Annotated in this window: 6 protein-coding genes; 1 reads left to right on the top strand and 5 read right to left on the bottom strand. The window is 68.7% G+C overall.

The features are described 5' to 3' along the window. Positions 1 to 2: 2 nt before the first annotated feature. The 5 genes from OG406_RS09720 to OG406_RS09740 all read right to left on the bottom strand — a co-directional run bounded on the left by OG406_RS09720 (position 3) and on the right by OG406_RS09740 (position 5,327). Positions 3 to 1,196, bottom strand: coding sequence for a prephenate dehydrogenase (locus OG406_RS09720; protein ID WP_164370360.1), 1,194 nt, complete (start codon positions 1,194 to 1,196; stop codon positions 3 to 5). 112 nt (positions 1,197 to 1,308) lie between these two features. Continuing rightward, positions 1,309 to 2,796 (bottom strand): tryptophan 7-halogenase, encoded by a 1,488-nt coding sequence (locus tag OG406_RS09725; protein ID WP_164370359.1) that lies wholly within the window; start codon positions 2,794 to 2,796, stop codon positions 1,309 to 1,311. Positions 2,797 to 2,844: 48 nt separating this feature from the next. Further along, positions 2,845 to 3,918, bottom strand: coding sequence for an alpha-hydroxy acid oxidase (locus tag OG406_RS09730; RefSeq protein WP_443067062.1), 1,074 nt, complete (start codon positions 3,916 to 3,918; stop codon positions 2,845 to 2,847). Positions 3,919 to 3,971: 53 nt separating this feature from the next. Next, positions 3,972 to 5,054 carry a 4-hydroxyphenylpyruvate dioxygenase gene (hppD, locus tag OG406_RS09735; protein WP_329190719.1) on the bottom strand — a complete coding sequence of 361 codons (1,083 nt, stop codon included), beginning with the start codon at positions 5,052 to 5,054 and terminating at the stop codon, positions 3,972 to 3,974. A 60-nt stretch (positions 5,055 to 5,114) separates the two neighbouring features. After that, positions 5,115 to 5,327 (bottom strand): MbtH family protein, encoded by a 213-nt coding sequence (locus OG406_RS09740; protein ID WP_164370357.1) that lies wholly within the window; start codon positions 5,325 to 5,327, stop codon positions 5,115 to 5,117. A gap of 441 nt (positions 5,328 to 5,768) precedes the next feature. On the opposite strand from OG406_RS09740, the gene OG406_RS09745 reads away from it, so the two are divergent. Further along, on the top strand, positions 5,769 to 14,723 hold the full coding sequence (locus tag OG406_RS09745) for a non-ribosomal peptide synthetase (RefSeq protein ID WP_329185302.1): 8,955 nt from the start codon (positions 5,769 to 5,771) through the stop codon (positions 14,721 to 14,723). Positions 14,724 to 14,768: the final 45 nt, after the last annotated feature.

Genomic DNA, 14,768 nt, shown 5'->3' on the forward strand with positions numbered 1-14,768 from the left:
ACCTAACCTCTATCCGCAGTCTCGATGCTGTGGGCGTCGGACCGGGTTCGGCCGACGAGATGCGTACGGGGGGCCTGCGCTATTTCCTGCTGGCGCGTGCCGGGGACCGGGTCGACCGGTTCGGCGTTCCAGCCGGCTCGGCCCAGTTCCACGACGATCCGGCCGGCACGCTGCGCCGGCACGGCGAAGGTGATGGAGAAGGTTCCTTCCTCCGCGGAGTACCGCGGCACCACGTCCTCCGCCTCCACGTGGAGGGTCTTGAGAGCGTCGAGCAGGCGCACCAGTTGTCCGGGGCCTTCCGCGACGGGAACCTCCACGTGTGTCTCCCCGTCGGCGGGCTGCCGGCCCTGGACCGCCGCCAGTCCGGCGGCGCCCCTGTTCAGCAGGTCCACCATCGGCTCCAGTTCCTGGCTTCCCAGGTCCCGCGGTGCGGTGGACATGTCGTCGAGCGTGGCCAGGAGGGTGGTCAGGTCGTCGCTGAGTTCGCGGAGGACCGCGGCGACGGCCGGTGCGTTGGCCTGGAGGATGTCGCTCCACAGTCCGGTGTCTCGGACAGCTGTCCGGGTCACGTCGCGCAGTCCTTGCCCCGCGAGCCGGACCGCCTCCCGGGGGCTGTGCTGAAGTCGCGCGGCCATGAGGCTGGCGACGAGGTGAGGGGCGTGCGACGTCAACGCGACCGCGTTGTCGTGCGCGCGGCTCTCCATGATGACCGGGACTGCGCCGCACAACGCGATCATTTCGAGTGCTCGGTTCACCGCGTCCTGTGACGTCGACTCCGAGGGGGTCAGGACCCAGGCACGGTTCTCGAACAGGTCCGCGCGAGCGGCGAGCGGGCCGCATCGCTCGCGGCCGGCCAGGGGGTGTCCACCGACGTAACTGGACGGTGTGTGGGCGGACTTCCGGATGTCTCGTGCCAACTGCGCCTTCACACTCGCCACGTCGGTGTAGCTGCGGGCCAGCCCGCGTGCCTGCATCTCGGCGAGTACGTCGCCGACCGCGCCCGGGGGGACGGCGATCACAGCCAGGTCGACCGGGTCGTCCCACGCGGCCACCACTCCCGCGCCGAGCGCGGCGGCGGTGCGAGCGGCCACCTCGTCCTTGTCGAGCAGATGCACTGTCGTGCCATGTCGACTGAGGGCCAGGCCGATTGAGGTGCCGATCAGGCCCGTGCCGACCACAGCCATCGTTCGTATCATCGTTACCTCCTTCAGCCTGTGGGCGGCCGTCGGCCACCGCAGGGTTCACCCGGCCGACGTGGCCGGCCCGCCCGCATCGGGGCGCGGGGTCGGGGTCGGGGTCGGGGTCGGGTCAGTAGCCGAATTCCGCCCAGCGCATTCCGTCGGCGGAGGGCACGAGGCCGCCGTCCCGCAACGGGCCTTCGTCGTCGTCGACGTCTCCCAGCGCGGCATGGACCTGGATCTTGGCGCCCTCTTCGAGGACCGACTGGACGAGCGTCGAGTCGAACAGGTCGCGGTCCGTTCCGCTCTCGCCCGCGGGCCGGTCGGCCAGCTCGGAGAACTCCCGGAAGGTGGATTCGCGCTGTTCGGTGTAGGAGGTGGCGTTGACCAGTCCGCTTTCGTGCGAGGCGCCGCCGCCGACCAGTTCGACGAAGGACTCGAGTCCGGGTGCCGAGCTGTTCATGACCTTCTTGGCGGTCCAGAAGTACGAGTCCTCGTCCTGGTGCATGTCGTAGAACGCCACCAGGAAGTCGTGGAAGAGCGAGTACTCGTTGCGGTACCGGAGTTCGTACTCCTCGAAGCACTTGGTCTCTTCGAAGTCGCCGCTCAGTGACGAGTTGATGGAGCGGGCGGCCAGAAGTCCGCTGTAGGTGGCGAGGTGCACGCCGGAGGAGAAGACCGGGTCGATGAAGCATGCCGCGTCGCCGACGAGGACCATGCCGGGGCGCCAGAAGGTGTCCTGGCAGTACGAGTAGTCCTTGCGGACGCGGACCTCGCCGTAGGGTCCGCTCTCCACCCGACGTGCCTCGGAGAGATACTCCGCGATGAGCGGACATTCGTCGATCAGGCCCATCAGGGCCTTCTCCCGGTCGCCCTGGACCCGCTCCAGAGCGTCGCGCCGCAGGACCGCGCCGACGCTGGTGAGCTCGTCGGTGAGCGGGATGTACCAGAACCAACCGGAGTTGAAGGCGGCGCAGAGTATGTTGCCGGAATTGGGGGCGGGAAGCCGCTTTCCGCCCTCGAAGTAGCCGAAGAGCGCGATGTTCTGGAAGAAGTCCGAGTAGTGCCGCTTGCCGCCGATGCGGCTCTGGATGCGGCTCTTGTTGCCGGAGGCGTCCACGACGAAGCGGCTGCGTATCTCGTGGCGGATTCCGTCGGCGTCGCTGTAGACGACCCCGCGGACGCGGCCGTCCTCCTCGATGACGTCCACCACGGAGCTCTTCTCGCGGACCTCGACTCCCTTGGCGCGCGCGTTGTCCAGGAGGATCTGGTCGAACTTCATCCGTTCGACCTGGTAGGCCAGGGAGGTCGGGCCCGAGAAGGTCGCGGAGACGGAGAAGGAGAAGGTCCACGGCTCGGGGCTGCTTCCCCATCGGAAGGTGCCGCCGCGCTTGGGCATGAAAGCGGCCTTCTCCAGTTCCTCCGAGACACCGAGGAGCCGGCAGATTCCGTGCACCGTCGAGGGCAGCAGGGACTCCCCGATCTGGTACCGGGGGAATTCTTCCTTCTCCAGGAGAAGAACACGGTGACCCTGCATGGCCACCAGGGTGGACACGGTGGAGCCACCCGGCCCACCACCGACGACAACGACATCGAACGCGTGGTCTTCGACTTGCATGACGCCTTCTCCTCAAGAGTGTGTTCAGGGGAATGAAAGATGTCCGTGTCAGGCCCGCGCACCGGAGACGAACGAACGCAGGGTGCGTGCGGCGGCCAGGTCGGCACAGCCGGCCAGGAGGAGGGCCTCCTCGAGTTCCGTCCGCAGGAGCGAGAGCACCTGAGCGACTCCCGGCGCGCCGGCTGTGCTCAGCCCCCACAGCACCGGACGCCCGATCAGGACCCCGTCGGCGCCCAGCGCCAGTGCCCGCAGGATGTCGGTGCCGCTGCGGACACCGCTGTCCATGAGGACCTGGCACTGCCCGCCCACCGCTTCGACCACCCAGGGCAGCGCGGTGATGCTGGGCAGCGCACCGTCCAACTGCCGGCCGCCGTGATTGGAGACCACCACGGCGTCGGCGCCGAGTCGGACAGCCTGTTCCGCGTCCCTGGGATCAAGGACACCCTTGATCACCAGGGGGAGTCGGGTCTGCTCCCGGAGCCATTCCAGGTCGGACCAGCCGAACGTGGAGTCGAAGGCGAGTTTCGTGTGTGCGGCCACGGCCGACGCGCCGGGCCGGCGGGAGTGCGCCGCGGAGGGGCCGTCGGGCTCGAGGTTGGCACTGCGGATCCAGGACGGAAGCGCGAACTCGTTGCGCAGGTCGCGCAGCCGACGGCCCATGATCGGCACGTCCACGGTCACCATCAGCGCCTGGCAGCCGACGCGTTCGGCGCGACGGATCAGCTCGACCACTCGGCCACGGTCGTGCAGCCAGTACAGCTGGAACCACAGGGTCGCCCCGACCTCGGCGATCTCCTCCAGCGCGTGGCTGCTGATCGTGCTGACCACGAAGGGCACCCGCGCCGCCAACGCGCCCCGCGCGGCAGCGAGATCGCCCTCCGGATGCAGCAGCCGCTGGTACGCCATCGGCGCGACGGCGAGAGGCAGCGCTGCCGGCGTGTCCAGGAGCTGCGCGCCGGTGTCGGTCGTCTTGACGCCTGCCAGCACTCTGGGCACGAGTGACACGCTGTCCAGGGCCGCACGGTTGGCGTCCAGGGTGGATTCCGTGCCGCTGCCGCCGGCGATGAAGTCCCACACCTCGGGCGCCAGCCGCGCGGCGGCCGACTGTCGCAGATCCTTCACGCACACGGGCTGCGTCCCCGCTGTGTCGACCACTCCCCCGGACGGCAGGGCCATTACTTCTCAGCCCCCTCTTCGACCCGCTGCCGCTCGACGGCTTCGTAGAGGGCCTTGATGTTCCCGCTCCCGAAGGTGCGAGCCCCCAGACGCTCGATGACCTCCATGAAGAAGGTGCCGAGCGGGTGGACCGAGGCGGTGAAGATCTGGAACAACTGACCGTCGTGGTCCTCGTCGACCAGCACGTCCAGTTCCCGCAGTCGGGAGACGGAGTGCTTGGCCAGATCCACGGACAGCAGCCTGTAGTAGGCGTCCGGAGTGCTCAGGAACGACACACCCACCGACTTGAGCAGGCCCACCGACTCCACGATGTTGTCCGCCGTGAAAGCGATGTGCTGGACGCCGGCCCCGCCGTGGTTCTTCAGGAACTTGTCTATCTGCCCCGGATCCAGCGAGGTGTCGGGTTCGATCAGCGTGAGCGTGACAGAGCCGGAGCGACTCTGGACCACCTTGGAATCCATCGCCTGACTGCCCACCACGATGCGCTCTTCGAAGATCATCCTGAAGTCCAGGACCTTCTCGTAGAACTCCACGGTGGACGCGAGCTGCCCTGCCTCGAGGCAGACGGCGAAGTGGTCGATCGCGCCCAGGCCACTGTCGAACCGGGCACCCTCTTCCGGAACCGCCGAGAAGCCCGGAAGGGTCCGTGCGTCGGTGAGCGCCGGGCGCTGCACGAAGGTGTGGATCACATCTCCGAAGCCCCTGATCGAGGCCGTGACCAGCCCGTCCCGCTCGGCCGGTTCCGCCACCGCCGCCGCACCCCGGCGCACCGCCTCGGTGAAGGCCCCGGCGGCATCGGAGGCGGTGAGCGCGATATTGGCCACCCCGTCACCGTGCTGCTCGACGTATGCGGCCGCGGGGTGGTCGGCGCCCCGCGCCGTCGTCAGCACCAGCCGGATCTGATGCTTGCCGAGCGCCACCGAACGGATGGCCTCGTCGGAATCCGCCGTTTCGGAAGCTCCGTAGATCTCGAACCCATAGCTGTCTGTGAACTGCGCTGCGGCCACCGCCATGTCGTGCACGTAGAACTCGACATGGTCAATGGAGAGTTCATCAAAAATGGACACGTTAGAATTCGCCATTTGCTTCACTATCCCGATTGACTGTGGGCGGGAACCCAGGTCGGCGAGAGCGGGGAGGGTTCACGCCACCGAGTTCATGTGCCGTACGAGGCTGTGCGGGCGCATTTCCTTCCAGTTCGAGTCGATGTAGTCGATGCACGATGCGCGGTCATCCGCATGCACCGCGGTCCAACCGGCCGGCACCTCGGCGAACTTCGGCCAGAGCGAATACTGCTTCTCTTCGTTGACCAGCACGAGGTACTCGACCTCGGGGTTTTCGAAAGGGTTGGTCATGGCCTCGCTCCTTCTGCTCCTCACGGGTGCACGGTTTTCAATTCGTCGTGGCGGCATTACTTTGATCTCTGCGGGGCAACTCTCGGATGCGCCGGTGTCGGCACGATATCCCTCGACTTGATGCGGCCGCACGGGACCGGAGTGATCCTCAAGCGGACCTGGATTCGAATTCAAGGACACCGTCCGCACTGGAAGTGCGATCCAGGACCGCTCGAGATCCGGGCTTCCCCACCGGATCGCGGAGTGACCGCCCGTGGCCACTCCCCTAATGTGACTGCGGAGATGCCGGAATCATCATTTCGCGACGATCCCGTGTTGTCCGAGGCCTTGCGTTCCGTGACGATCACGCGCCATCCGGGCCGTCCATTCCCCAAAGATCATCCGCGTCGCTGGTCCCCCTGAACTTCGCGCGGTCTCAACACCGAAAGAGGGTGATTGGCAATGCACACCGCAGATGCTGTTGATTCTTTTGAGGGTGCGTCGTTCGAGTCGCACGTGGCACTCGTCGGCGACTCCGTGCCGGCGGCTTTCGCGACTCAGGCGCTGCGGTCCCTGGATGCGGTGGCGGTGCGGTGTGCCGGACGGGAGCTGTCGTACCGGGAGTTGGACGAGCAGGCGAATCAACTCGCCCACCGGCTCACCGGGTTGGACGTGGGACCCGAGACGCCGGTCGCGGTGCTGATGGAACGTTCCGTGGATCTGGTCGTCGCGCTCCTCGCGGTGCTCAAGGCGGGAGGCTTCTATCTGCCGTTGCACAGTGGGTATCCGCTGGAGCGGATGCAGTGGATCGTCGACGAGACCTCCGCGCCCGTACTGCTCACCGACCGCGCCATGCGCGACCGCGGCGTACCCAACACTGGCGCCCTGGTCGTGGTGGACGAGGACGAACACCTCGCCGGGCTGCCGGTCGGTGACCTGGGTATCGAGAGCCGGCCCGAGCAGCTCGCCTACGTGATGTACACGTCGGGTTCGACCGGGCGTCCCAAGGGGGTGGCGGTCACCCACCGCGACGTCCTCGACCTCGTCGTCGACGGCATGTTCGGCGCGGGTGCACACGAACGAGTACTGATGGTGGCCCCGTACGCCTTCGACCCTTCGACCTACGAACTGTGGGTGCCGCTGCTGCACGGCGGCCGGACGGTCATCACGCCGGAGGGTGATCTGAGTGTCGCGACGCTCGCTCGTCTGATCGCCGAGGAGGAGATCACCGGGCTTCAAGTGACGGCGGGTCTGTTCCGGGTGATGGCCGAGGAGGACCCCGGCTGCTTCGCGGGCGTGCGGGAAGTGATCACCGGCGGTGATGTGATCTCCCCGACCGCCGTCCAGCGGGTGCTGGAACACTGCCCCGGCACGGTCGTGCGGTCGACGTACGGTCCGACCGAGACCACGCTGTTCGCCACTCAGGCGCCCTGGGTCGTGGCTGACGAGGTGCCGGCTCCGATACCCGTCGGGCGTCCGCTGGACGGCATGCGCGCCCACGTCCTGGACCGCGCTCTGCAGCCGGTTCCGGCAGGGGGCACCGGGGAGTTGTACATCGCGGGTGCGGGGTTGGCTCGTGGCTACTTCGGGCGTCCGGACCTGACGGCGGAGCGGTTCGTGGCCGACCCCTACGGCCCGGCCGGAACCCGTATGTACCGCACCGGCGACCTGGCCCGCTGGTCGGGCGACGGGCTGCTGGAGTTCGTCGGCCGCGTCGACGACCAGGTGAAGATACGCGGCTACCGTATCGAACTCGGGGAGATCGAGGCGGTGTTGAGCCGCTTCGCCGGGCTGGCGCAGGTCGCGGTCGTGGCCCGTGAGGACCGGTCGGGCGACAAACGCCTCCTGGCCTACGTCGTCGCCGAGACCGCCGACGCCACTTTGGACGCCGAAGCCCTGCGCACGCATGCGGCCGGTCTGCTGCCCGAGTACATGGTCCCCTCAGCATTCGTGGTCCTCGACCAGCTCCCGCTGACCACCAACGGCAAGCTGGACCGGCGGGCCCTGCCCGCCCCCGACGCACCCGCGAAGACCGGCACCGGACGCGGCCCGCGCACCCCGCGCGAAGAGATCCTGTGCGGCCTGTTCGCCGAAGTCCTGGGCGTACCCACCGTCGGCATCGACGACGACTTCCTCGCACTCGGCGGCCACTCCCTCCTCGCCACCCGCCTGGCCAGCCGCATCCGATCGACCCTGGGCGTCGAACTTGCGGTACCGACCCTCTTCGAGGCCCCCACCGTCGCCACCCTGGCCGACCGGCTCACGGAGGCGGACGCGGCCAGGCCTGCGCTGACCGCGATGGAGCGTCCCGCGAGGATCCCGCTGTCCGCCGCGCAGAACCGCCTCTGGTTCCTCAACAACCTGGAAAGGACGAGGGCCACTTACGTCCTGCCGCTCGCCGTACGCCTTTCAGGTGATCTCGATCGAGCGGCTCTGGAAGCGGCGATAGCCGACGTGATCGGCCGGCACGAGACGCTGCGGACGGTGTTCCCGGAGGTCGACGGAGAGCCTCAGCAGCTCATTCTGGAGCCCGATCAGGTCCGCCCCGAGCTTCCTGTGGTGGAAGTCGAGGCGGCGAACCTCGACGAGGCACTTCGAGCCGCGGGCAACACCGCCTTCGATGTCACCGTCGATCTGCCGTTGCGGGCCAGCCTGTTCACCACCGGTCCGGAGCATCACGTCCTGCTCCTGGTCCAGCATCACATCGCGAACGACGGCTCGTCGCTGGCCCCGCTGGCCCGTGACATCAGCCTTGCTTACGCCGCACGGTGCGCGGGTACGGCCCCGGCCTGGTCGCCCTTGCCCGTGCAGTACGCGGACTTCACGTTGTGGCAGCGCGAGCTCCTCGGCTCGGAGGACGATCCCGACTCCTCGGTGAGTCGGCAGCTCGCCTTCTGGAAGGCCGCCTTGGACGGCGTGCCCGACCAGCTGGAGCTGCCCTTCGACCGCCCTCGCCCGAAGGTGGCCGACTACCGCGGCGACACCGCCCCGATCAGGATCGACGCCGACCTGCACCGTGCCCTGCTCGGTCTCGCCCGGGAGACGAACACCACCCTGTTCATGGTCCTCCAGGCCGCCCTCGCCACCCTGCTCAGCCGGCTCGGCGCGGGCTCCGACATCCCCCTCGGAACCCCCGTCGCCGGCCGCACCGACGAAGCACTCGACGACCTCGTCGGCTTCTTCGTCAACACCCTGGTCCTGCGCAACGACACCTCGGGAAACCCGACCTTCCGAGAACTCCTCGCCCGGACCCGCGCGACCGACCTGGCCGCCTACTCCCACCAGGACGTCCCGTTCGAACGCCTGGTGGAGATCCTCAACCCGGAGCGGTCGCTGGCCCGCAACCCCCTGTTCCAGGTCATGCTGGTGATGCACAGCACCGCGGCCCCCGTTTTCGAGCTGCCCGGTCTGTCGGCCGTCGCCGAAGACCTCACCAAAGACGTGACCAGCTTCGATCTGACCTTCAATTTCTACGAGGTCGTGGACGGCGCCGGGGAACCCGCGGGGCTCGACGGCTTCCTGGAGTACCGGACCGATCTGTCCGACGCTGGCACGGCGGAGCGGTTCATCGAGGGTCTCCGGCTGCTGTTGGCGGCCGTCGCCGAGCGACCCGACCTTCCGATCAGCGCCGCCGAACTGCTCTCCCCGGCCGAGCGGAGCGAACTGCTCGCCGAGGGGGCAGGCGGGCCGGCACCCGAACACCGCTTCTTCAGCGACCTGTTCCAGGAGCAGGCGGCGCTTCGCCCCGACGCACCGGCGCTGGAGCACGAAGGCACCGTGCTCACCTATGCCGAGTTGAACACGCGGGCCAACCAGGTGGCCCGCCTGCTGATCGCGCACGGGGTCGGCCCCGAGCAACTGGTGGCCGTGGCGGTGCCCCGGTCGGTGGAGATGGTGGCGGCACTGCTGGGCATCCTGAAGGCCGGCGCCGCCTTCCTGCCCGTCGATCCGGAGTATCCGGCGGACCGCATCGCGTTCATGCTCGAGGACGCGGCCCCGGTCCGGGTGCTCACCAGCCGGGAGATGGCCGGACGGCTCCCCCGGGGTGGCCCCGCCACCGTGGTCCTCGACGACCCCGCGACCCTGGCCGGACTCGACGGTGCCGATCCCACGGACGCCGAGCGGACCGCCCGGCTCCGGACCGACGGACTGGCGTACACCGTGTACACGTCGGGCTCGACGGGCCGCCCCAAGGGCGTGGCCGTCACCCACCGCGGTATCTGTGCGCTGGCCGCCACGGTGGCGGAGAAGTACCAGGTCCGGCCGGACGACCGGGTCCTGCAGTTGGCCTCGATCAGCTTCGACATGGCGTTCGAGGACTTCATCCGGGCGTTCTGCTTCGGCGCGACCCTCGTCGTCCCCTCGCCCGGCCCCCTGGTCGGGGACGCTCTCGGCGACTATCTGGAGCAGCGCCGGATCTCCTGCGCCGACATGCCGCCCAGTGTGCTCGCCACCCTGCCTGCCCGGCCCTTCCCCGCCCTGCGGGTGCTGAGCGTCGGCGGCGAGGCGTGTCCCCCCGCCCTGACCGCGCGCTGGGCGGACGGCCGGCGGATGCTGAACCTCTACGGCCCCACCGAGTCGACGATCTCGGCGACGGCCAGCGAGCCGCTGTCCGGTACCGATCCGTCCGCCTCGACCCCGATCGGAGCCCCGGTGAGGGGCGCCCGGGCGTACGTCCTGGACGAGCGGCTGCGGCTGGCTCCACGAGGTGTGCCAGGTGAGCTGTACATCGCCGGCACGGGCGTGGCCCGCGGGTATCTGCGTCGCCCGGGCCTGACGGCGGAGCGGTTCGTCGCCGACCCGTTCGGACCGGCCGGCAGTCGTATGTACCGCACCGGTGACCTGGTGCGGTGGCGTGGTGACGGCCAGCTCGAGTTCGTCGGCCGGGCGGACGACCAGGTGAAGATCCGCGGCTTCCGCATCGAGCTGGGCGAGATCGAGGCGGTGCTGGGTCGTCACCCGGCCGTGTCACAGGTCGCGGTCGTGGTGCGCGAGGACCAGCCGGGTGACAAGCGCCTGGTGGGATATGTGGTGGCCGAGGCCGGAAGCGGTGGGGCGGGCGCGGATGCCCTGCGTGCTCACGCGGGCGGATCGCTGCCGGAGTTCATGGTCCCCTCGGCGTTCGTGATGCTGGACAGTCTGCCGTTGACGACGAACGGCAAGCTGGACCGGCGGGCTCTGCCGGCGCCCGTGTACGAGGCGGGGGTGAGCGGTCGTGGTGCGCGGACTCCGCTGGAGGAGATTCTGTGCGGGCTGTTCGCCGAGATCCTGGACGTCCCGGCGGTGGGTATCGACGACAGCTTCTTCGAGCTGGGCGGCCACTCTCTGCTCGCGACCCGGGTGGTCAGCCGGATCAGGTCGGTCCTGGGTGTCGAGCTGGCGGTGCGGACCTTGTTCGAGGCGCCCACGGTCGCGGAGCTGACGGGTCGGGTCGCGGAGGCGGAGGCGGGTACGGCCCGGCCGGCGCTGACCGTGGTGGAGCGTCCGGAACTGGTTCCGCTGTCGCCGGCGCAGAACCGGCTGTGGTTCCTGAACAAGCTGGAAGGCCCGAGTGCCACCTACAACGTCCCGATGGCGTTCCGGATCACCGGACACCTGGACGCGGATGTCCTCGAACAGGCACTGAACGACGTGGTGGTACGGCACGAGAGCCTGCGCACGGTCTTCCGGGAGATCGACGGGATCCCGGCCCAGACAGTCCTGGCAGCGGACGCCGTAGACCTGACACTGCATCACGTCTGCTGCGACGAAAAGGACATCACTGCGACGCTGCGGTCGGCCGGGCAGTACGTCTTCGACCTGTCCGTCGAACCGCCGCTTCGCGCGACGCTGTTCACCGTCGGCCCGAGGCAGCGAGTGCTGCTGCTGCTCATGCACCACATCGCCAGTGACGGCGCTTCGATGGGGCCTCTCGGACGCGATCTGGAGATCGCGTTCGGCGCCCGACTCCAGGGGCGGGCCCCGACGTGGCCCGCGCTCCCCGTGCAATACGCGGACTACACCCTGTGGCAGCGCGACCTCCTCGGCGCGGAGGAGGACCCTCACTCCCTGGTGCGCAAGCAACTCGGCCACTGGAAGACGGCGTTGGAAGGAAGCCCGGACCGACTTGAGCTGCCCTTCGACCGCCCCCGGCCCAAGGTGGCCGGCCACCGCGGCGACATGGTTCCCCTCCAGATGGGCCCCGAGCTGCACCGCACGCTCGTCGACCTGGCCCGGGCCACCAACACCACGGTGTTCATGGTGCTCCAGGCCGCCGTCGCCACCCTGCTGAGCCGCCTGGGCGCGGGGTCGGACATACCGATCGGCACCCCGAGCGCGGGCCGCACCGACGAGGCTCTCGACGATCTGGTCGGTCTCTTCCTCAACACGCTCGTGCTGAGGACCGACACCTCGGGCAACCCGACGTTCCGGGAACTTCTGGAACGGGTCCGCAAGACAGCACTGACCGCCTACATGCACCAGGACGTGCCCTTCGAGCGCGTGGTCGAAGCCGTCAATCCGACGCGCTCACTGTCCTGGCATCCGCTCTTCCAGGTCATGGTGGTCCTCCAGAACACCGGCGGCCACGAGTTGTCGCTGCCCGGCCTCGTGACGAACGCCGAGGACGTCTTCAGCACCCGTACGGCCAAGTTCGATCTTGGCTTCATCCTCAACGAGCACTACGAGGCCGACAGCCGTCCGGCCGGGCTCGACGGGATGCTGGAGTACAACACCGACGTCTTCGAGCAGGGCACCGCCGAACGGACGGTGGCCCAGCTGGTGCGGGTGCTGACACAGCTCAGCACCGCTCCCGACCGCCGGATCGGTGAAGCGGACCTTCTGTCGGAGACGGAACGTGGGCGGCTGATGGAGTTGTCGGCCGGCGCGGAGGCTCGTGAGGGACTCGGGGCCGCTTCGGTGCCGGCGGCCTTCGCGGCTCAGGCGCAGCGGACGCCGGACGCGGTGGCCGTGCGGTGTGCCGGACGGGAACTGTCGTACCGAGAGCTGGACCAGCAGGCGAATCAACTCGCGCACCGGCTGGTCGGGTTGGGGGTAGGTCCTGAGGCGCCGGTCGCGGTGCTGATGGAGCGTTCCGTGGATCTGGTCGTCGCGCTCCTCGCCGTGCTCAAGGCGGGGGCCTTCTACCTGCCCTTGCACAGTGGGTATCCGCTGGAGCGGATGCAGTGGATCGCCGACGAGACCTCCGCCCCGGTACTGATCACCGACCGCGCCATGCGGGATCGCGGCCTGCCCAACACTGGCGCCTTGGTCGTGGTGGACGAGGACCAGGAGCTGGCCGGACTGCCGGTCAGTGACCCGGGCATCGAGAGCCGCCCCGAGCAGCTCGCCTACGTGATGTACACCTCCGGCTCGACCGGACGTCCCAAGGGAGTGGCGGTCACCCACCGCGACATCCTCGACCTCACCGTCGACGGCATGTTCGGCGCGGGTGCACACGAACGAGTGCTGCTCCTGGCCTCGTACGCCTTCGACCCCTCCACCTACGCCTTCTGGGTCCCCCTCCTGCACGGCGGACGCACCGTCATCACCCCCGAAGGCGAACTCGACGTCGCCGAACTCGCCCGGATCATCATCGAGGAACAGATCACCGGCCTCGACATCACCGCCGGACTCTTCCGCCTCATGGCCGAAGAAAACCCCGGCTGCTTCGCAGGAGTGCGCGAGGTCATCACCGGCGGCGACCTGATCTCCCCCACCGCCGTACGCCGAGTGCTCGAACACTGCCCCGACACCGTCGTCCGCTGCGCCTACGGACCCACCGAAACCACCCTGTTCGCCACCCAAGCCCCCTGGACCACCACCGACACGGTGCCCGCACCGATACCCGTCGGGCGGCCCCTCGACGGCATGCGCGCCTACATCCTCGACACCAACCTCCAGACCGTCCCAGCAGGCGTGACCGGAGAACTCCACCTCGCAGGCACCGGGCTCGCCCGAGGCTACTTCCGACGACCGGACCTCACAGCAGAACGGTTCATCGCCGACCCCTACGGCCCCGCCGGAACCCGCATGTACCGCACCGGCGACCTCGCCCGCTGGTCCCCCCAAGGCCTCCTCGAATTCGCCGGCCGAGCCGACGACCAAGTCAAGATCCGCGGCTACCGCATCGAACTCGGCGAAATCGAAGCCGTGTTGAGCCGGACCCCGGGGCTGGCGCAGGTCGCGGTCATTGCCCGCGAGGACCAGCCGGGCGACAAACGCCTCGTCGGCTATGTGGTCGCCGAGCCGGGCCGCGGCGAGCAGGTGGACGTCGAGGCCGTGCGCGCGCAGATGGCAGATCAACTGCCGGAATACATGGTCCCGTCCGCGTTCGTGGTGCTCGACCGGCTCCCGCTGACCACCAACGGCAAGGTCGATCGGCGGGCCCTGCCCGCTCCCGACCTGCCGACGACGGCCGGCACGGGACGCGGTCCGCGCACCCCGCGGGAGGAGATCCTGTGCGGCCTGTTCGCCGAGGTCCTGGGCGTGCCCGCGGTCGGCATCGACGACAACTTCTTCGCACTCGGCGGACACTCCCTCCTGGCGCCTCGCCTGGTCAGCCGCATCCGCACCACCCTGAACGTCGAACTCCCGGTGACCGCCCTCTTCGAGACCCCGACGATCGCCGCGCTTGTCGGGGGGTTGGACCGGACGCCGGGGAGCTCTTCCGGGGACTCGTTCGGGGTCCTGCTTCCCCTGCGCACCGAGGGGGATCTCGACCCGTTGTTCTGCGTCCACCCGGCGATCGGGCTCAGTTGGGCGTACTCCGGCCTCTTGCGGCATCTGGATCGTCAGCAGCCTCTTTACGGTCTGCAGGCCCGTAAGTTCAGCGATCCGGACGCAGCGGCACCCGGTGTGGAGGAGATGGTCGAGGACTACCTGAACGAGATCCGTTCGGTTCAGCCCTCCGGTCCGTACTCCCTCCTCGGCTGGTCCTTCGGCGGCATCGTCGCGCACGCGATCGCGGTGCGCCTGCAGGAGGAGGGCGAGGAGGTCGCGCTGCTCGCCATGATGGACAGTTACCTGCCCACCGACGGCTGGGAGAGCGAGCGGCTGTCGTACGACAGCCCCGAGGTACTGAGTGCCATAGCCGAGTCCGTCGGACATGACCCGACGTCACCCGACAGTCCTCTTGCCGGCCTTGGCGCGGATGGGCTTTCGTCACTGGTCGAAGTCTTCGTGGATATCGCCAACTTGAGCGAGCGCATCAGTGTCGGCAAGTTCATGGGCGACATCCTGTTCTTTGCCGCGGCCGCCGAAAAGGCGGGCAGTGAACTCGCTCCCGAGGTCTGGTCCCCTCATACGAACGGACGCGTCGAGGTACACGCCATCGACTGCGTGCACGGGGCTATGACCCAGCCCCGCCCGCTGTCCGAAATAGGGCAGATATTGGCTGCGAAGTTGGCCGGTAGCGCGGGAAATCAGGGCAAGGCCTGAGTTCTTCCCGCCCCGTTTCGGGGTGTTGTCTCCGTCTCACCGTTG

The organism is Streptomyces sp. NBC_01428 (assembly GCF_036231965.1).
In the GTDB taxonomy this organism is placed as follows: domain Bacteria; phylum Actinomycetota; class Actinomycetes; order Streptomycetales; family Streptomycetaceae; genus Streptomyces.

Coding starts and splice junctions, on each gene's coding strand:
- OG406_RS09720 (WP_164370360.1), bottom strand. CDS start 1,196: ATGATACGAACGATGGCTGTGGTCGGCACGGGCCTGATCGGCACCTCA.
- OG406_RS09725 (WP_164370359.1), bottom strand. CDS start 2,796: ATGCAAGTCGAAGACCACGCGTTCGATGTCGTTGTCGTCGGTGGTGGG.
- hppD (WP_329190719.1), bottom strand. CDS start 5,054: ATGGCGAATTCTAACGTGTCCATTTTTGATGAACTCTCCATTGACCAT.
- OG406_RS09740 (WP_164370357.1), bottom strand. CDS start 5,327: ATGACCAACCCTTTCGAAAACCCCGAGGTCGAGTACCTCGTGCTGGTC.
- OG406_RS09745 (WP_329185302.1), top strand. CDS start 5,769: ATGCACACCGCAGATGCTGTTGATTCTTTTGAGGGTGCGTCGTTCGAG.